Source organism: Streptomyces hainanensis, from assembly GCF_004348415.1.
In the GTDB taxonomy this organism is placed as follows: Bacteria; Actinomycetota; Actinomycetes; order Streptomycetales; family Streptomycetaceae; genus Streptomyces; species Streptomyces hainanensis.
In genome coordinates, this window is record NZ_SMKI01000092.1 from 1 (window position 1) to 19,382 (window position 19,382).

The following is a 19,382-nucleotide window of genomic DNA, read 5'->3' on the forward strand; positions in this document are numbered from 1 at the left end:
GTTCGGGGGTGGGGTGTGACGCGGAATCCATGCGTCAAGGTTTCCTTGACGCATGGATGATTGTCAAGAAAATCTTGACGGTGACGACCGGGTGGTCACCTGCCGCCGTAACGGCCGGGCTGCCGTCAGCGACACGGGGCGTAGCCGGTAGGCTGCGGAGACGGACGCCCTCGCAGGGGCGCTCAAGGGGTATGAGGGGTAGGGCAGATGCGGAGCGGACAGCGTGTCGCCGTCATCGCGGGGACGTGCGCGGCGGTCGTCTCGGTGTTGGGTTTCGGGGCGTACAGCCTGCTCGGCGGCGGTGACGGCGAGCCCGAGGACGGGAGCAACGTCGCCGCCACCTCGGACGGCGCGGGCGAGGACGTCGACGCCGGGCCGCCCAGCGCGGAGGAGGTGCTGGAGACCTCAGGCGCGTTCCTCGACGCCTGGGCCGCCGGCGACGCGCAGGCCGCGGCCGAGCTGACCGACGACCCGGAGGCCGCCGCCGCGGCCCTGGCCGCGCTGGTCGAGGAGGCGGCCGTCTCCGAGCTCACCGTCACGCCCGAGGCGCCCACCGGCGAGACCGTCGGCTTCGCGGTCGCCGCGGTCGTCGCCTACCAGGAGGAGGAGGCCGTCGACCCGGCCGACTGGGACTACACCTCCGAGCTGACCGTCACCCGGGACGGCGACACCGGCGAGCCGGTGGTCGACTGGGAGCCGTCCGTGCTCCACCCGGACCTGGCGGAAGGCCAGTCCATCGTCACCGGGCCGGTCGACGAACTGCCCCCCGTCGAGGTGCTCGACGCGGCCGGCAACGAACTCACCGCCGAGGACCACCCCACCCTGGCCCCGATCCTCGAAGACCTGCGCGAGCGCTACGCCGAGCAGTCCGGCGGCAGCGCCGGCGCCGCGACCCGGATCGTGGACGCCGAGGGCGAGACCGTCGAGCAGCTGCTGGCGCTGGCCGAGCCGACCGCCGGCCAGGTGCCCACCACCATCGACCCCGCGCTCCAGGCCGCCGCCGAGGCCGCCGTGGCCGACAAGAGCAGCGCCTCCGTCGTCGCCATCCAGCCCAGCACCGGCGCCATCCAGGCCATCGCCAACGCCCCGGCCGACGGCTTCAACACCGCGCTCGAGGGCTCCTACGCCCCCGGCTCCACCTTCAAGATCGTCACCGCCTCGCTCCTCATCGACGAGGGCCTGGCCTCGGCCGGCGCGCCGCACCCCTGCCCGCAGTACTTCGAGGTCGGCGGCTGGCGCTTCCAGAACCTGGACGAGTTCGAGATCGAGGGCGGCACCTTCGCCGACAGCTTCGCCCGCTCCTGCAACACGGCCTTCATCAGCCAGGCCCCCGAACTGTCCGACGACGCGCTGGGCAACCAGGCGCGGGACGCGTTCGGCCTCGGCCTGACCTGGCAGGTGGGCACCACCAGCATGGACGGCGCCGTGCCCACCCAGTCCGACGCCCAGATGGCCGCCTCGCTCATCGGGCAGGGCGGGGTCCGGATGAACCCGATGACCATGGCCTCGGTCTCCGCCACCGTGCGCAACGGCGGCTTCCTCCAGCCGTACCTGGTCCCGCAGGACTTCGACAACCGCGAGTTCGCCACCGCCGACGGCCTCTCCGCCGGCACCGCCGAGGAGCTGCGCGGCCTGATGAACCGCACCGCCGCCAACGGCACCGCCGCCGAGGCGATGGCCGGCATCGGCGGCGCCGTCGGCGCCAAGACCGGCTCCGCCGAGGTCGACGGCCAGGAGAAGCCCAACGCCTGGTTCACCGCCTACCGCGACGACCTGGCCGTCGCCGCCGTCGTCCCCGACTCCGGCCACGGCGGCAGCAACGCCGGCCCGGTCGTCGCGGACGTCCTGCGCGCCGCGCCCTGACACCACGCCGCCCCGCCCCTCGCGACACGGGCGCGGGCGCGGGGCGACCGGTTCGCCCACGACCGCCTCCAGGTGCGGCTGGCGGCCAACTGCCGGGAGCGGGACGTCCGTCCGATCCGGCCGCCGGTGCGATTTCCATCGGCGGTCGGCGGCGGCCGAGGCGATGCGGCGGATCCACAACGGCGGTCGGTCAGCGCCCTGTTCGACCCGCCGTGACGTTTCTTCGGGGGGTCAGCCGCAGACGCCGGTGACGGTGGTCGGCGGGCTGACGTTGAGCGCCCGGTCCGTGCCGCCCGTCCAGCCGAACGTGGGCCCGGCGGCGGCGATGGACAGGCCGGTGATGTCGGTGCTGTTCCAGGTGTGCGCGAACGCGCTGCGGGCCGTCAGCGTCTTGCAGACGCCGGTGCTGCCCTCGAAGACCAGCGCCGTGCGCCCGGTCGCCACGTTCATGTCGGTGGCGGACCTGCTCGGGATGATCAGGAAGCCCACGCCGTAGCCGTTGAGCGCCGCCGCCCCGTCACTGCTCGTGTTGGGGAACTCGGCGGTGTTGCCGCTGTGGTGGACCACCTGGAGGACCGGCGAGACGGCCGAGTCGAACCAGGTCGCGACGGACTGCCGCCCCGCCATGGGGTAGCCGGGCAGCGACTGGAACGCCCAGTCCGTCATGGCCACCCAGCGGTCCCGGCCGTTGACCGTGGCGATCTTGTACACGTCGGGCGCGTCGACGACCAGGTTCGGCGTGGACGGCACCTCGGTCGCCGCGCCGACCCGGACCAGGCACGCCTCCTCGGCGAGCACCGCGTCGATCCCCGCCGCGTCCTCGCCGGCCGCCGCCAACGCGTCCACCCGCGCCAGCAGTTCCCGCGCGCCGGCCTCGTCCTCCAGGGTGATCTCCGGAACGCAACCGGACTCCGCCGCCCGCGCCGGCCCGGCGGCCAGCCCGCCACACACCACGAGACCGACCAGGCCAGCCAGCAGGGCTCTTCCCGCTCCGCCCACTCCGCGTCGCATCGTTCGCCTCCGGATGGCCGTGATCACCTTGTCGACTAAACCATAACCCGCACCACGCAAATCGGTTGCCGCCGCGGGACGGGTCTGTTGTACTCCGTCGACCGCGAGGCGAACCTCGTGGAGCCGTCGGGAGAGGAGTCGAAGATGAGGACAGCGTCCGTGTCCACGCAGCAGGGATTCGCCTTCGACCCAGAGGACCTGACGCTCTGTGAGCAAGCCCACCCGACCGACCTTTCTGAACCTGGGCATTCTCGCCCATGTTGACGCCGGCAAGACCAGCCTGACCGAGCGGCTGCTGTACGAGGCCGGGGTCATCGACGAGATCGGCAGCGTCGACGCCGGCAGCACCCGGACCGACTCGCTCGCCCTGGAGCGGCAGCGCGGCATCACCATCAAGTCGGCCGTCGTCTCCTTCGCCCTCGGCGACCGCACCGTCAACCTGATCGACACCCCGGGCCACCCCGACTTCATCGCGGAGGTGGAGCGGGTGCTGAGCGTCCTCGACGGGGCGGTGCTCGTCGTCTCCGCCGTCGAGGGGGTGCAGGCGCAGACCCGGGTGCTGGCCCGCACGCTGCGCCGGCTGCGCATCCCCACCCTGGTCTTCGTCAACAAGATCGACCGGCTCGGCGCCCGGCACGGCGAGCTGTTGGCCGACATCGAGCGGCGGTTGACCCCGGCGATCGTGCCCATGGGCGTGCCGCACGGGCTCGGCACCCGGGCCGCCGGGTTCACGCCGTTCGCCGCCGGCGACCCGGCGCCGACCGGCCGTCTCGTGGAGGTGCTGGCCGAGCACGACGACGCGTTGCTCGCCGCCTATGTCGGCGACGCCGCCGTCCCGCCGGCCGACCGGCTGCGCGCGGCGCTCGCGGCGCAGACCGGGCGGGCGTTGACGCACCCGGTGTACTTCGGCTCGGCGGTCACCGGCGCCGGCGTCACCGCGCTGACCGCCGGGCTCCGCGAGTTGCTGCCGGCGGCGGGCGGTTCGCCCGGGGGGCCGGTGGCCGGCACGGTCTTCAAGATCGACCGTGGACCCGCCGGCGAGCGGATCGCCTACGTGCGGCTGCGCTCCGGCACCGTGCGGGTGCGGGACACGCTGCGTTTCGGCCGGGGCGGGGAGCGGGAGGCGAAGGTGACGGGCGTCGCCGTGTTCGAACAGGGCGCGGTCGTCCGGCGCGACGCGGTGACCGCCGGCCGGATCGGCCTGCTCACCGGCCTGACCGAGGCCCGGATCGGCGACCCCGTCGGCGCCCCGGAGCAGGCCCGGGAGAGCGACCGGCACTTCCCGCCGCCGTCCCTGGAGACGGTGGTGGCGCCAGTACGGCCCGCCGACCGGGGCGCGCTGCACGCCGCGCTCACCCAACTCGCCGAACAGGACCCCCTGATCAACCTGCGGCGGGACGACGTCCGGCGGGAGACCCACGTCTCGCTCTACGGCGAGGTGCAGAAGGAGGTCGTCCAGGCCACCCTGGAGGCGGACTTCGGCATCGAGGTGGTCTGCCGCGCCACCACCACGATCCACGTGGAACGGCTGACCGGGGTCGGCGAGGCCGTCGAGGTCATGGGCGGGGACGGCAACCCGTTCCTCGCCACCGTCGGACTGCGGGTGGAGCCGGCGCCGGAGGGCGCGGGCGTGGCGTTCCGGCTCGGCGTCGAACTCGGCTCGATGCCGTACGCGTTCTTCCGGGCCGTGGAGGACACCGTGCGGGAGACCCTGCACCAGGGGCCGCACGGCTGGCGGATCCCGGACTGCGTCGTCACCATGACGCACTCCGGCTACGCGCCGCGGCAGAGCCACGCGCACGCCACCTTCGACAAGAGCATGTCGAGCACCGGCGCCGACTTCCGCCAGCTGACGCCGCTGGTGCTGATGGCCGCGGTGCGGCGGGCCGGCACCGCCGTGCACGAGCCGATGCACCGCTTCCGTCTGGAGGCGCCGGAGTGGGCGCTCGGCACCCTGCTCCCGGTGCTGGCCAGGCTGGACGCCGTCCCGAACGCGACGGTGACGGCCGGCCGGGCGTGCGTGATCGAGGGCGCCGTGCCGGCGGCCCGGGTGCACGAGCTGGAGCAGCGGCTGCCGGCGCTGACGAGCGGCGAGGGGCTGTGGGAGGCGGCGTTCGACCACTACCGGCCGGTGCGCGGCCCGGCGCCCGAGCGGCCCCGCACCGACCACAACCCCCTCAACCGGGAGGAGTACCTGCTGCGGGTGGTGCGCCGGGTCACGAGCGGCTGACGGCCCAGCCGGCGGCAATCCGTTCGATATCGGGGCCGACGGCATCGGGGCCGACAGCGACGGACGACGGAACGACGGAGCCCGGCGCCGGGACCCCCGAGGGGGTTCCGACGCCGGGCTCTCGTCACGACACCCGGTGTGCGGCTCTGACGGCCGGGTGGAGGAGACGCGGGCTCAGCTAGCTGACACGAGCCGGCACCGGCTCCTCCTTCTCGAGCGCGTCGCGCCCCTTGCCGTTGGCCTTGAGGTACTTCTCCAGGGACTCACCCTCCACGTCGACGTTGGGCAGGATCCGGTCGAGCCACTTCGGCAGCCACCAGGCGCGCTCGCCCACGAGGCCCATCAGGGCCGGGACGATCGTCATCCGGACCACGAACGCGTCCAGCAGGACGGCCGTGGCCAGACCGAAGCCGATCATCTTGATCATGGCCTCGCTGGACGTGATGGCGAAGCTGGCGAACACGCTGATCATGATGATCGCGGCGGCCGTGACCACCCGGGCGTTGAGGCGGAAGCCGGTGACCACGGACTGGTTCGGCCCCTCGCCGTGGACGTGGGCCTCCCGCATCCGGGTGACCAGGAAGACCTCGTAGTCCATCGCCAGACCGAAGATCACACCGATCATGAAGATCGGCATCATCGACATGATCGGGCTGGTCTCCTCGACCCCGATGAGGTCGGCGGCCCAGCCCCACTGGAAGACCGCGACGACCGCGCCGAGCGCGGCCAGCACGGAGAGCAGGAAGCCGAGCGCGGCCTTCAGCGGCACCAGGATCGACCGGAAGACGAGCACCAGCAGGATGAACGCCAGGCCGACCACCAGCGCCAGGTACGGCACCAGCGCGTCGTTCATCACCTGGGAGAAGTCGCTGTTGATCGCCGTCGTGCCGGAGACGAACATCTGCACGCCGGTCTCGGCCTCGAAGTCGGGCGCGAAGTCGTCCCGCAGGTGCGACACCAGCTCCGTCGTCTCCTGGCTGGCCGGGCTGGACCCGGGGAAGGCGTTGACGATGGCGACGGTGTTGTCCTCGTTGGGCATGGCCGGGGTGGTGGCGACGACGTCGTCGTAGCCGTCCAGCTCGCTGGCCAGGGTCTCGGCGGCGGCCGTCAGGTCGCTGCCCTCGCCCCCCTGGAGCACTAGCATCAGCGGACCGTTGAAGCCCGGGCCGAAGCCCTCGCTCAGCATGTCGTACGCCTGGCGCTGGGTGGTGTCCTCCGGCTGGGTGCTGTTGTCCGGCAGGCCGAGCTCCATGCTCGCCACCGGCGCGGCCAGCACGCCGAGGCCGAGCACGCCGACCACCAGGACGGCCGCCGGGCGCTTGAGTATCCAGCGCGACCAGCGGGTGCCCATGTTCTGCTTGCCGTCCTCGCCGATCGGGGCGGGCACGCCCGTCTCCGGGTTGGCCTTGCGCACCCGGCGGCCGTAGATCCGCTTGCCGACGATGCCGAGCGCGGCCGGCACCAGCGTCAGCGCGACGAGCACCGCGATGACGACCGTGGCCGCGGCGGCCAGGCCCATCTTGGTGAGCATCGGGACGTTGACGATGGCGAGGCCGCCCAGCGCGATGACCACGGTGAGGCCGGCGAAGACCACGGCGGAGCCGGCGGTGCCGACGGCGCGGCCGGCGGCCTCCTCCCGGCTGTGGCCCTCCACCAGCTCGGCGCGGTAGCGCGAGGCGATGAAGAGGGCGTAGTCGATGCCGACCGCGAGGCCGATCATCATCGCCAGGATGTTGGTGGTCTCGGAGAGCCCCAGGGTGGAGGCCAGGGCGCCGATGCCCATGATGCCGACCATCACGCCGATCAGCGCGGTGATCAGCGGCAGCCCGGCCGCGATCAGCGAGCCGAACGTGATGAACAGCACGATGGCCGCGACGAGGACGCCGAGCAGCTCGGCGGCACTGCCGAACTCCTGCGGGCCCATGGCGACCTCGCCGCTGGCCTCGACGGTCAGGCCGGCGTCACGCGCCATGTCCATCGCGTCGAACAGCTCCTGCTGCATCTCCTCGGAGATGTCCTCGTAGGAGGCGTCGTAGTCGACGTCGGCGAAGGCGGTGCTGGCGTCCGGGCTGACCTGGCCCGAGCCCTCGACGAACGGGTCGCCGACGGAGACGGCCAGGTGGGCGCCCTCCATCGCGGACAGCGTCGCGCGGACCGCGGCCTCGTTCTCCGGGCTGGTGATCTCCTGGCCCTCGGGGGCCTGGAAGACGATGGTCGAGGTGAGCGCCTCGGCGTTGGCCGCCGGGAACTCGCTCTCCAGCAGGTTCAGGGCCTGCTCGGTCTCGGTGCCAGGCAGCGAGAACGATTCCTCGGGCGGGTCGCCGGCGTTGGATGCGGCGGTGCCGATGGCGACGAGCAGCACAAGCCAGCTCGCCACCACCCACCAACGGCGGCGGAAGCTCAGCCTGCCGAGCTTGTAGAGAAAGGTGGCCACGGGGCAGGTTCTCCTGTCCGGGTGTCGTGGATTGATCGTGATCGGGAAATGAGATTTGTCAGCTCATGCCACGAGACGCGGCGTCGGCCGGACAGGGTGAGCCAGGGGTGCAATCTGTGGCGCACGTCACTTTTCCCGCCTCTTGCCGTCCCCGGCTGGCCTGTCTGGTGACTTGCCGCCGAATTCGGGGAGCCGAAGCATGGAACCGTGAGCGACGAATCCAACTCAGCTGCCACGACCCCGAAGCAGGCCGGGGAGTCAGACGGAGCCGATGCCTATCCACGCTTCCCACACGTGCACGGCGATTCGCTGTGCTTTGTCGCCGAGGACGATCTGTGGCTGGCGCCCTTGCCAGCCCTCGGCCGATCCTCCGAGCGGGCCTGGCGGCTGACCGCCGACCGGACCCAGGTCGGACATCCTCGATTCTCCCCTACCGGAGAACATATCGCGTTCACCAGTTGGCGGACCCTGGACCCCGAGATCCACCTGCTGCCCGTCGACGGCGGCCCGCCACGCCAGCTCACCCACTGGGCGTCCTACGACACCCGCGTCTGCGGGTGGACGCCGCCCGACGCGTCGGGCGAGAGCCGGGTGCTGGCGGTCAGCTCCCACAACCAGCCGTTCTCGCACTTCACCTGGTCCTACACGGTCCCGACGGCCGGCGGCCCAGGCGAGCAGCTGCCGTGGGGCCCGGTCGCCGACATCGCGGTCTCCGGCTGCGGCGCGGACCGCCGCACGCTGCTGCTGACCGGCAAGGCACCGCACGAGCCGGCCGCCTGGAAGCGGTACCGGGGCGGGGCGACGGGCAAGCTCTGGTACCACGGCAGCCGGATCCTGGCCGACCTGGCCGGCCACCTCGACTGCCCGATGCTCGTCGGGGACCGGATCGCGTTCCTCTCCGACCACGAGGGCGTCGGCAACCTGTACTCCTGCCGGACCGACGGCTCGGAGCTGTGGCGGCACACCGACCACGACACCTCCTACGCCCGCCACGCCTCGACGGACGGCCGGCGGATCGTCTACCAGTGCGCGGGCGAGCTGTGGCTGGTCGACGACCTCACGCCGGGCTCCCGCCCCCGCCGCCTCGCCCTCCGCCTCGGCGGCCCACGCACCGGCCGCCGCGCGTACCAGGTGCGGACGGCCGCCAACGTGGACTCCCTCGCCGTCGACACCACGGGCCGCGCCAGCGCGGTGTGCGTACGCGGCGCGCTCTACTGGCTCACCCACCGCGACGGCCCGGCCCGCGCCCTGGCGGCGACGACCGGGGTCCGGGTCCGGCTGCCGGAGATGCTGGGCGACACGGGCCGCATCGCGTACATCACGGACGCGGCGGGCGAGGACGCCATGGAGATCGCCCACCTGCCGCGCGCGAGCGGCGACGTCGCGCCCGAGCGCGTCGCCACCGGCGACCTCGGCCGCGTCCGCGAACTCCGCGCCTCCCCCGACGGCGAACTCCTCGCCCTCGCGACCCACGACGGCCGCCTCCTGCTGATCCCGGTCCCACCGGACGCGGACGCCACCGGCGGCGACGCCGACACCGACGAGGGGGCCGAGGTTGAGGCGGACCCGGCCGGCGCTGGCGCGCCGGACACGGACGCGGGCCCACCTCCCGGCGCTGCCGCGCCGGACACGGACGCGGTGGCGCCTGCCGGCGCTGCCGCGCCGGACACCGGCGTCGGGACACCGGCCGGCACGGGCACGCCTGCCGGCGCTGGCGCGCCGGAAACCGGCGTGGGGACGCCGGACACGGACGCGGGAGCGCCTGGCGGCGAAGCCGCCCTGACCGCTCCCGCCGAACCCGCCGACCTGGCGGCGGCGCAGCCGGCCCCCGCGCCGCAGGTGCGGGGCGGCACGGGCCGCGCCGCACCGGCGGAGCCGGCCACCGGAGTGGCGGGACCACCGCCCCTGGCCGGCCCGGTGGTCCCGGTCACCCCACCACAGGCCACGGGCACTGCCGGCCCCGGCGAGCCCACCACCGGCGAAGCCGGTGCCGGCACGCCGCAGGCCGGCGGCCACACACCATCACCCGGCGCGGCCGGGCACGGCCGGCCGGCGGAGCCGGCCACCACCGGCCGCCCACCGCAGGTGAGCGCGGCGGCCGGAACCGGCGGCGAAGCCGCCCAGCCGGCAGAGCCGGCCGGGGCCGGCACGCCGCGGGCATCCGGCGCGAGCGGGACCGGCGCAGCCGGAACCGGACCGGCCGGCGACGCCGCGCCGCAGGCCAACGGGGCAACCACGGGGCCCCAGGCCGACCGGGCTGGCGGCCCAGCCGCCAACCCAGCGCCGCCCGGCACGGCAGGCGGGACCGGCAGACCGGCCGGCGCCGGCCTGAACGGCGAAGCCGCGCCGCAGGCATCGGGCGGGGCCGGGCCCGGGGGGCCAGCGGAGGTGCCCACCACCGGTGCGGCCGGTGCCGGCATGCCGGTGCTCGGCGACACCACCGGTGCCACGCCGCAGGCGCCCGCACCCGGCGCGGCCGGGCACGCGCACGGCGGCCCGGTGGAACCGGCCACCACCGGCCACCCACCGCAGGTGAGCGCGGCGGCCGGAACCGGCGGCGAAGCCGCCAGCGCCGCGCCGCAGGCGCCCACACCCGGCGCGGCCGGCACAGCCGGGCACGGGCACGGCGGGCCGGTGGAACCGGCCGGACCCGCGCCGCAGGCGCGTGGAGGGCAGCTCACGCCCGACGCAACCCGGGCCGGCGGCGAGGCGGTAGGCCGCAAGGCCGACCCGGCGGTAGGCCGCAAGGCCGTGGAGGTCATCAGGTCCGTCAACGGTCCCGTCAGGGACCTCTCCTTCTCGCCCGACTCCCGCTGGCTGGCGTGGGCGCAGCCCGGGATCGGACGGTCGTTGACGCAGATCAAGATCGCCCGGCTCGACGTGCCGGACGAGCTGACCATCATCGACGTCACCGACGGTCGGTTCGAGGACGAGGAGCCGGTGTTCACCAGTGACGGGCGGTTCCTCGCGTTCCTATCCTGGCGCGGCTTCGACCCGGTGTACGACGTGCACACCGGCGACCTGTCCTTCCCGCTCGGTTGCCGCCCGTACCTGGTGCCGCTGTCGTCCGCGACGCGCTCGCCGTTCGCCATCACGCCCGAGGGGCGGCCGGCGGCCGGTGGGCTCGATCCGGACGACGCCGGTGGTGACGACGGTGCCGTGGAGGTGGAGGCGGAGGGGCTCGGCAGCCGGGTGACGCCGTTCCCGGTGGCGGCGTCGAAGTACAGCTCGCTGTACCCGGTGGCCGGCGGCGGCCTGGTGTGGTTGCGCTGGCCGATCTCCGGCGCGCTCGGGGAGACGTTCGTCAATCCGGACGACACCTCGGGGAAGCCGACCCTGGAGCACTTCGACCCGGCGAAGAACAAGCGCACCGAACTCACCGACGACGTCGACTGGTTCGCGCCAAGCGGCGACGGCACCAGGCTCGTGGTCTGCGAGGACGAGGACCTGCGGGCCGTTCCCGCGACCGAGAGCGGTGACAGCGACTCCACCGTCCATGTCGACCTGCGCCGGATCGTGCACACCGCGGAGCCGGCGGCCGAGTGGCGGCAGGCGTTCGACGAGGCCGGCCGGATCGTGCGGGACTACTTCTGGGAGCCGGGGATGGGCGGCGTGGACTGGCCGGCGGTGCTCGACCAGTACCGGCCGCTGGTCGAACGGGTCGCCAGCCCGGACGAGTTCGCGGACCTGCTCTGGGAGACGCTGGGCGAGCTCGGCACCTCGCACGCCTACGTCACGCCGGCGCGCCGCAACGAGGGGCCGGCGCACTACCAGCGCGCGCAGGGTCTGCTGGGGGTCAACTTCGCCCGTGGCAAGGATGGTTCGTGGCAGGTGGCGCGGATCCTGCCGGGTGACTCGTCGGACTCCAAGGCCCGTTCGCCGCTGGCCGGCAGCGGGGTGCGGGAGGGCGCGGCGCTGACGCACGTCGGCGGTCGTCCGGTGGATCCGGTGGCCGGGCCGTGGCCGTTGCTCGCCGGGACCGGCGGCACGAGCGTGGAGTTGGCCTTCACCGAGGAGGACGGCCGGCAGCGCAGGATCGCGGTGATGCCGCTGGTCGACGACCGGCCGTTGCGGTACCAGGACTGGGTGGCCAGGCGCCGCGAGCTGGTGCGCGAGTTGAGCGGCGGCCGCTGCGGCTACGTGCACATCCCGGACATGGGCGGCTCCGGTTGGGCGCAGTTCAACCGGGACCTGCGGATGGAGTTCTCCCGGCAGGCGCTGATCGTGGACGTGCGGGGCAACGCGGGCGGCAACATCAGCGAGTTGGTGATCGAGAAGCTGAGCCGCACCATCCTGGGCTGGGACCTGACCAGGAACGCGCAGCCCGTCTCGTACACGTCGAACGCGCCGCGCGGCCCGGTGGTGGCGGTGGCGGACGAGGCGACGTCGTCGGACGGCGACATGATCACGGCCGCGTTCCGGCTGCTCGATCTGGGCCCGGTGGTGGGCGGCCGGACGTGGGGCGGGGTGGTCGGCATCACCGGGGAGCACCAGTTGGCCGACGACACGGACATCACGGTGCCGATGAACGCGGCGTGGTTCGAACGCTACGGCTGGGGGGTGGAGAACCGGGGCGTCGATCCGGACATCGAGGCGGTGCGGTCGCCGATCGACTGGGCGGAGGGGCGTTCCGTGGTGCTGGACACGGCGGTGCGGGTGGCGCTCGACCTGCTGGCCAAGCGGCCGGCCGCCTCACCGCCCGGCTACCGGGACATCCCCGACCGGCGCCGGCCCCCGCTGCCGCCCCGCACCGCCACCTGAGGGTGACGTGAGGGTGACACCAGAGGGCCGAATATCCCGAGATGCACGCTTTGCCCGTTCGTGTCAGGCTGGTAGAAGGCGACCGGTTTCCTTCGACGAGGGTGAGGAGTGCAGCGCATGGGCATCGCAGACCAGCTCCGGGAGAAGGCTCACATGCTCCAGGAGCGTGCCAAGCAGGCCATGAGCGGCAAGGACACCTCCACGGGCAGCGGAGAGCAGAAGCAGAGCGGCACGGGCCAGCGGGGGGACATGTCGGAGCGCGGGAAGGACATGGGCAAGAGCTCCATGGACGACGACCGTGACCGCGGCATGAACGACTGACCCGGGCTCACGTCCGAGCTCGGAACCATGTGGGGCGCGCCCGGCGACGGGCGCGCCCCACGTGTGTTCCGGGCGGACCGATGAGTTCCCGGGCCGCCGGTGGTCGGCACTCCGGATCGACCACGGAACAGCCGAGGAGCCGCCCATGCCAAGCCCCGAGCCGACGAGCCCCGAGCCGACGAGCACCGAGATCGACGCCCGCTACAGCGCGCCGGGCAGCGCCCCCACGCCCTGGGCCGAGGCGCTGCGCGGGCTGGCCGCGGCCGAGGTGTACTGGCTGTCCACGGTGCGCCCCGACGGACAGCCGCACGTGACGCCGCTGTTGAGCGTCTGGCTCGACGGGGCGTTGCACTTCACCAGCGGCGCCGGTGAGCGCAAGGTGCGGAACCTGGCGGCCAACCCGAAGTGCGTGCTGACCACCGGCGACAGCGCGCTGGACCGGGGGCTCGACCTGGTGGTGGAGGGCAGCGCGCGGCAGGTGGGCGACGAGGCCGGGTTGCGCCGGATCGCGGACGCCTTCGTGGCCAAGTACGGCGAGGAGTGGCGGTACGAGGTCCACGACGGCGCGTTCCGCAACCGGCTCGCCCAGCGGGCCCTGGTCTACCGGGTGCCGCCCTCGGTCGCGTTCGGCTTCCGCAAGGGCGAGTACGCGCAGACCCGTTGGCTGTTCTAGGCCCTGTCCGTGCGGACCGGACCTAGTCGGCGTCCACGTCGGACGGCCGGCTCGCCGCCCGGCCGCTCGGGCCGACCAGGGTGTGGCGGGCGGCGGCGCCGCGCCATGTCGAGACGGCCCGACGCAGTCGGCGGCGGGCCGGTGGGCTGGCGAGCACCGCGGGGATCAGCGGGCGCAGCGGCTGGACGGCGCGCACCCAGCGCTGCCCGTAGACGTGGGCGGAGCGCCGCGCTATGCCGTCCGCGAGCCGTTCGACGGCGGGTGCCAGCCGGTGGGTGCGGTTGGTCGGCCAGGGCAGCAGGGAGCGGCCGAGCCGCAGGCCCGGGTCCTCGTCGACGCCGCGCACCAGGTCGGTGTCGGTCCAGCTGAGGTAGGCCACGCCGACCGTGACGCCGTCGTCGGCCACCTCGGGGCGCAGGCAGTGCGCGAACGCCTCGGCGGCGGACTTGGAGGCGCAGTAGGCGGACATCAGCGGGGCGGGGGTGAGGGCGGCGAGCGAGGCGATCTGGAGGAAGTGGCCGCGGCTGTCGCGGAGCGCGGGCAGGAAGGCGCGGCAGGTGACGGCCGAGCCGACGACGTTCACGTCGAGGACGCGGCGCCAGGCGTCGTCGTCGGAGTCGGCGAACCGGCCGCCGGCGGCCACGCCGGCGTTGGCGACGACGATGTCGACCCGGCCGAACCGCTCGACGACGCGTTCGGCGGCCTCGGCCATGGCGGCGGCGTCGGTGACGTCCGCGTACCAGTGACCGGCGGGTCCTGGCAGGTCCTCGGCCACCCGGAGCAGTTCGTCGGGTTCGAGCCCGATCAGGGCCACGGTGGCGCCCCGTTCGGAGAGCGTGCGCGCCAGCGCGGCACCGATGCCGCGCGCCCCGCCCGTGATGACCGCCACCTTGCCGCGCACCCCGCGCCGGCTCGTGCTTTTGCTGGTGCTCCCGCTGGTGCTCGCCTTCGTGCTCATCGCAACTGCTCCTTCGCCAGGGCGATCAGTGGTTCCGCGACCCGTTCCGGGGTCTCGAAGGGCGCCATGTGTCCGACGCCCGGCAGTTCGAGCAGGCGGACGAGGCGTGGAAGTCGGTCGGCCGTGTGGTGGGCGTGCGCGAGCGGGGTGAGCCGGTCGGCGGTGCCGTGCACCACGGTGGTGGGCAGGTCGAGTCTCGGCAGCAGCGCGGTCAGGTCGAGGTCGGCCAGCATCCGGCCCCACTCGGCGCGGGCCAGCCGATGGCACCGGCAGACCATCCGGGCGATGACGCGGCGCTGCTCCGCGGTGGCGGCCGGGCTCATGGTGATGTGGCGCACCAGCCACCGGCTGAGCGGGGTGACCGGGCCGTAGGGCAGCCGGGTGGAGAGCAGCAGCCGTTGGGCGCGGGTCCGGGCCGGCCCGGCGGGCAGCGGGAAGACGGTGGACACGCTGGTGAGCGCGCGGGTGCCGGTCGAGCAGAGCAGGGCGCCGGCGGCCAGTTCGCGGAGTTCGGCGCGCTCGGCGGCGGCCACCACGGTCATGGCGCCCATCGAGTGGCCGGCGACCACCGCGCGCCCCCGGGCCGGCACGGTCGCGGCCAGCACCGCGCACAGGTCGTCGGCCAGCGCCTCGGGCGAGCAGGCGCCCGGGGTGGCGGGCGTGCGGCCGTGGCCGCGCTGGTCGTAGACCACCACCCGGTGGTCGGGCAGCAACCGCTCGCGTACCGGCCGCCAGAAGGTGGTGTCGCAGGCCCAGCCGTGGACGAGGACGACGGTGGGCCGGTCGTCGGTGCCGTGGATCTCGGTGTGCAGCCGGGCGCCGCCGGTGGAGACGACGGTCCGGCGTTCGACGCGCTCAGCCATGGGGCACCGCCTCCCGGCGCAGCACCTCGTACTCGGCCAGGTCGACGCTCCCCCGGCTACCGCCGGGAGGTACCCCCATGGCGGCCCGGCGGAACTCGGTGGTGGATCCCGGCCAGACGGTGGTGTTCCGGCCCTGGCCGTCGAGGTACCAGCTGCGGCAACCGCCGGTGTTCCAGACGGAGTTCCGCAGCCGGGCGCCCATCAGCCCGCCCCAGGCGCGGACCGCCTCCGGGCGCGGGGTCAGGGCGGCCCGGCCGCCGGGTGGCGCGAGGGCGGCGAGTCGGGTCACGAAGTCGGCCAGGTAGGCGAGTTGGGCCTCGATGACGAGGATCATCGAGCTGTTCCCGAGGCCGGTGTTGGGCCCGATGATGGTGAGCAGGTTGGGGAAGCCGGCGGCGGTGGTGCCGCGCAGCCCGGACATCCCGTCGCGCCACTCGTGGGCCAGGGTCGTCCCCAGGGCGCCCGTGACGCGGCGTGCGACGGGCTGGTCGGTGACTCGGAAGCCGGTACCGAGGACGATCACGTCGGCCGTGGCCCGGCGGCCGTCGTCGGCCACCAGGACGTCGCCGCGCACCTCGCGCAGCCCGGCGTCCACCAGCCGCACATGGGGCCTGGTCAGCGCCGGGTACCAGTCGTTGGAGAGCAGGACGCGCTTGCAGCCGAGGCGGTAGTCGGGGGTGAGCCGGCGGCGCAGCTCCGGGTCGTGGACGGCGCGCCGCAGGTGCAGCGCGGCGAGGCGTTCCACGGCCCGCATCCGTTCGGGGTACCTGGCGAAGGCGCCGACCTGGAGTTCCCTGATGCCCCAGGCGAGTCGGCGGCGGACGGCGCCGGTGAACGGCAGCCACTCGTGCAGCGCGCGCTCGGCGGCGGAGATGGCCCGGTCGGCCTTGGGGAGCACCCAGGGCGGGGTGCGTTGGAAGACGGTCAGCTCGGTGACCTCGCGCTGGATCCGGGGCACGAACTGGATGGCGGAGGCGCCGGTGCCGACGACGGCGACCCGCAGGCCGCGCAGCGACCTTCCGTGGTCCCAGCGCGCGGAGTGGAAGACGGCTCCGGGGAATGTGTCCATTCCCGGCACGTCGGGGAGGTTCGGCTCGGAGAGCGGCCCGGTGGCGGCGACCAGCACCTCGGCGGTGAGCGGCCCGGAGGCGGTCTCGACGGCCCAGTGCAGCGCGTCGGCGTCCCAACGGGCCGCGGTGACCTCGGAGTTCAGCCTGAGGTGGGGGCGGAGCCCGTGGTTGTCCGCCAGGTGCTCCAGGTAGTGGCGGATCTCCGGCTGCGCCGAGAAGCTGCGCGACCAGTACGGGTTGGGCGCGAACGAGAACGAGTAGAGGTGCGAGGGGATGTCGCAGGCGCAGCCGGGATAGGTGTTGTCGCGCCAGGTGCCGCCGACCGCGTCGGCCCGTTCGAGGACCACGAAGTCGGTGACGCCGAGCCGGCGGAGGCGCACGGCGGCTCCCAGGCCGCCGAAGCCGGCGCCGACGATCGCCACCCTGACATGGGGAACGGGCCCGGACGGCCGCCCGGATGGCTGTCCAGGCGACTGACCAGGTGGTTGACCAGGCGGTTGACCAGGTGGAACGGGATGATCGGGCACGTGCCGCTCAGCTCCTCCGGTCCGGGGATGACCGTGCGCGCCAGCGATGAGCCAGTGATCACTGGCGTGCTGGGGAGTGTAGGACAGCTTCTTACCGGCCGGTAGGGTCCCGGCACTACCTAGACTGCCAACCGTGCATGCACCGGAGGCGGCCGAGGCGCCGCACCAGTACCGGGCCGCAGAGTTGGCGGAGGCGGCCGGAATCCCCGAACGCACCCTCCGCTACTACCGGGAGCGCAAGCTGCTGCCGCCGCCGCGCCGCGCGGGGCGGGTCGCGTGGTACGACGACGGCCATCTCGCCCGGCTCCGCACCATCGCGGCGCTGCTGGCCAGGGGCCACACGTTGGGCGGCATCGGCGAGCTGATCACGGCGTTCACGGCCGGCCAGGACGCCGGACGCACCGCCGAACTCCTGGGTCTCACCGAGCCGTTGCCGCCGTCCACGGCCGAGCCGCCGCCGTGGGCCGAGGAGCGGCCGGTGCGGCTGACCAGGGCCGAGCTGGCCTCGTACCTGCCGGAGGGCGACTCGCCGGAGAACCTGGCCGGCCTGGCGGGCACCGGCTACGCGGCGGTCGCCGGGGACGAGGTCGTCCACCTGAGCCGGGAGCTCCTCGAAGCCACCTCGGAGCTGGCCAAGGAGGGTCTCCCGCTGTCGTCGCTGTTCGCCGCCGGGCGTGAGATCCACGCCCACGCCGACGCGCTGGCCGACGTCTTCGTCGACGTGCTGCGCGCCCACGTGGTGCCCGAGATGCTGGGAGACGGGTCGGGCGGCGCCCGGCGGCGGCTCTCCGCCGAGGAGTCGGCGCGGCTGACCGACGTGCTCGACCGGCTGCGCCCGCCGACCAAGCGGGCCGTCGCGGCCGCGATCTCGGTGGCCCTCGACCGCCGCCTGAGCGCGGAGGTCGAACCGCCGGCCGAGGGCTGATCGCCTCCGGCCCCGGCTACCGCTCCTCGGTCACCGACATCAGCCCGCGCAGGCCGTTCGCCAGTATCCCCACCTCGGCGTTGCCGAGGAGCACGCGCTGAAGCATGAAGCCCTGCACACAGGCGAGCAGGGTGCGGGCGACGTCGTGGGCCGGGACGTCGTCGCGCATCCAGCCGTTGCGCTGATAGGTCTCCACGAAACGCGTCCAGATCTCGACCAGCCGACCGATCCCCTCCTGGAGGATCGCGGCCAACTCCGGGTTGCGCAGCGTCTCCGTCCACACCTGGGGAAGCAGGGCGGGCGCGTAGGGCAGCGTGGACCACACCCGCTCCATGGCCCGGACGATGTCGTCCGGCAGGTTGGGCGGCTCGTCGACCGGCAGCGACTCGAACGTCTCCCGCACCACGCCCAGCACGGACGTGGCCAGCGCCAGGATCATGGCGTCCTTGCTGGGAAAGTACCGGTAGACGGCGCCGGCGGACAGCCCGGTCTCGCGCAGCACGTCCTGCATCGAGGCCCGGTGGAAGCCCTCACGGGCGAAGACGCGCGCGGCGCCCTCGAGGATCTGCTGCCGCCGGGCCTCCAGGTGCTCCTGGGAAACACGTGCCATGAGCCAGAGCGTAAAACGAACGTTCCTTCTTGACAAGCCAGCAGGGGCGCCGCATCGTGGTTTACGTAAAACGAACGATCCTTCTCTTTGGCTCGTCGCTCCTACATCCCTCGGAGGTCTGGCCGTGACCCAACGTCGCCGTGGCCTGCTGACCGTCGTCCTCGTCCTGCCGGCGCTGGCCGCCTTCATGCTGTGGGCCTTCGCCTGGCCGGTCGCGAGCGGCGGCCCCCACGACCTGCCGGTCGGCGTGGCCGGGCAGCCGCCCGCCGCCGACGAGCTGGCCGCCCGGCTCGACGCGCGCGACGGCGCGTTCGACGTCCACCGCTACCCGGACGAGGCCACCGCCCGGGAGGCCATAGCCGAGCGCGAGATCTACGGCGCGTTCGTGGCCGACGGCGCCACGCCCCAGCTGCTCACCGCCGGCGCCGCGAGCCCGGCCGTGGCCCAGCTGCTCCAGCAGCTGGCCACGGAGCAGGCCCCGGACGGCGTCACGGTCACCGTCGTCGACGTGGTGCCGACGCCGCCGGGCGACCCGCGCGGCGGGGCCTTCACGGCGAGCCTGCTGCCGATGGCCGTCGCCGGCATCGCCACCGGCGCGCTGATCACCGTCACCAGGCTGCGCGGCCGCTGGGCGCTGCTCGCCCTGGCCGTCGCCGCGCCGCTGACCGGCGCCGTCGCGGCCTGGCTCGGCGACAGCTGGCTCGGCGTCCTGGCCGGCGACTGGTGGACGGTGGCCGGCACGCTGACCCTGTTCGTGCTCGCCGGCGGCGCCACGGTGGCCGGCGCCGCGGCGCTCCTCGGCCCGCGCGGCATCGCCCTCGGCGGCGTGCTGCTGATGCTGCTCGGCAACCCGTGGTCCGGCGCCAGCTCGGCCCCCGAGATGCTGCCGGAACCGGTCGGCGTCCTCGGCCAGTTCCTCCCCACCGGCGCGGGCGCGACCCTGCTGCGGTCCGTCTCGTTCTTCGACGGCCACGGGGCGGCGTTCCCGTTGGCCGTACTGCTGACGTGGACGGCGGCGGGCGTGGCCGCGATCCTTCTGTCCCGGCGCCGGGCCGTGCCGCCGCCGGGGGCGGCGGCGGCACGCGAGCCGGCGACCGCTGCGGTCTGAGCGGACCGGGGACTTGTCCCCACCCACC

At 74.0% G+C, this 19,382-nt stretch carries 13 protein-coding genes; 7 read left to right on the forward strand and 6 right to left on the reverse strand.

The genetic code is table 11. The features are described 5' to 3' along the window. The first annotated feature begins 207 nt into the window (after positions 1 to 207). Positions 208 to 1,863 (forward strand): penicillin-binding transpeptidase domain-containing protein, encoded by a 1,656-nt coding sequence (locus tag E1283_RS11215; protein WP_132817818.1) that lies wholly within the window; start codon positions 208 to 210, stop codon positions 1,861 to 1,863. A gap of 231 nt (positions 1,864 to 2,094) precedes the next feature. Here the strand turns inward: E1283_RS11215 and E1283_RS11220 are convergent, their stop codons facing one another. Further along, positions 2,095 to 2,874, reverse strand: a complete 780-nt coding sequence (locus E1283_RS11220) for a hypothetical protein (protein WP_132817819.1) — start codon at positions 2,872 to 2,874, stop codon at positions 2,095 to 2,097. Positions 2,875 to 3,082: 208 nt separating this feature from the next. On the opposite strand from E1283_RS11220, the gene E1283_RS11225 reads away from it, so the two are divergent. After that, positions 3,083 to 5,104, forward strand: a complete 2,022-nt coding sequence (locus tag E1283_RS11225) for an elongation factor G (protein WP_243744761.1) — start codon at positions 3,083 to 3,085, stop codon at positions 5,102 to 5,104. A gap of 178 nt (positions 5,105 to 5,282) precedes the next feature. Here E1283_RS11225 and E1283_RS11230 read toward each other — a convergent pair whose 3' ends face one another. Then, the gene (locus E1283_RS11230; RefSeq protein ID WP_132817820.1) at positions 5,283 to 7,538 is read right to left on the reverse strand and encodes an MMPL family transporter; all 2,256 of its coding nucleotides are present in this window, start codon (positions 7,536 to 7,538) and stop codon (positions 5,283 to 5,285) included. Positions 7,539 to 7,832: 294 nt separating this feature from the next. Here E1283_RS11230 and E1283_RS38670 point away from each other — a divergent pair, with 294 nt between their 5' ends. The 3 genes from E1283_RS38670 (at position 7,833) to E1283_RS11250 (ending at position 13,293) form a co-directional block, all read left to right on the forward strand. After that, a complete protein-coding gene (locus tag E1283_RS38670; protein WP_243744762.1) occupies positions 7,833 to 12,299 on the forward strand; it encodes a S41 family peptidase in 4,467 nt (1,488 codons plus the stop codon). Between the two features lie 117 nt (positions 12,300 to 12,416). Continuing rightward, the gene (locus E1283_RS11245) at positions 12,417 to 12,620 is read left to right on the forward strand and encodes a hypothetical protein (RefSeq protein WP_132817821.1); all 204 of its coding nucleotides are present in this window, start codon (positions 12,417 to 12,419) and stop codon (positions 12,618 to 12,620) included. A 145-nt stretch (positions 12,621 to 12,765) separates the two neighbouring features. Continuing rightward, on the forward strand, positions 12,766 to 13,293 hold the full coding sequence (locus E1283_RS11250) for a pyridoxamine 5'-phosphate oxidase family protein (RefSeq protein WP_132817822.1): 528 nt from the start codon (positions 12,766 to 12,768) through the stop codon (positions 13,291 to 13,293). A gap of 22 nt (positions 13,294 to 13,315) precedes the next feature. Here the strand turns inward: E1283_RS11250 and E1283_RS11255 are convergent, their stop codons facing one another. The 3 genes from E1283_RS11255 to E1283_RS11265 are packed head-to-tail and all read right to left on the reverse strand — an operon-like array spanning position 13,316 to position 16,606. Then, the gene (locus E1283_RS11255) at positions 13,316 to 14,251 is read right to left on the reverse strand and encodes an SDR family oxidoreductase (protein ID WP_132817823.1); all 936 of its coding nucleotides are present in this window, start codon (positions 14,249 to 14,251) and stop codon (positions 13,316 to 13,318) included. Then, complete coding sequence (locus tag E1283_RS11260; protein ID WP_132817824.1) at positions 14,248 to 15,114, reverse strand: alpha/beta fold hydrolase; 867 nt, start codon at positions 15,112 to 15,114, stop codon at positions 14,248 to 14,250. The genes E1283_RS11255 and E1283_RS11260 overlap by 4 nt, the downstream gene beginning before the upstream one ends. Then, positions 15,107 to 16,606 carry a flavin-containing monooxygenase gene (locus E1283_RS11265; protein WP_132817825.1) on the reverse strand — a complete coding sequence of 500 codons (1,500 nt, stop codon included), beginning with the start codon at positions 16,604 to 16,606 and terminating at the stop codon, positions 15,107 to 15,109. The genes E1283_RS11260 and E1283_RS11265 overlap by 8 nt, the downstream gene beginning before the upstream one ends. 238 nt (positions 16,607 to 16,844) lie before the next feature. Between E1283_RS11265 and E1283_RS11270 the strand changes: the two genes are divergently transcribed. Further along, a complete protein-coding gene (locus tag E1283_RS11270; protein ID WP_132817826.1) occupies positions 16,845 to 17,636 on the forward strand; it encodes a MerR family transcriptional regulator in 792 nt (263 codons plus the stop codon). A gap of 16 nt (positions 17,637 to 17,652) precedes the next feature. Here E1283_RS11270 and E1283_RS11275 read toward each other — a convergent pair whose 3' ends face one another. Further along, entirely contained in the window at positions 17,653 to 18,246 is a 594-nt protein-coding gene (locus E1283_RS11275; protein WP_132817827.1) for a TetR/AcrR family transcriptional regulator, read from the reverse strand. A gap of 118 nt (positions 18,247 to 18,364) precedes the next feature. On the opposite strand from E1283_RS11275, the gene E1283_RS11280 reads away from it, so the two are divergent. Further along, positions 18,365 to 19,354 carry an ABC transporter permease gene (locus E1283_RS11280; protein WP_425086156.1) on the forward strand — a complete coding sequence of 330 codons (990 nt, stop codon included), beginning with the start codon at positions 18,365 to 18,367 and terminating at the stop codon, positions 19,352 to 19,354. Positions 19,355 to 19,382: the final 28 nt, after the last annotated feature.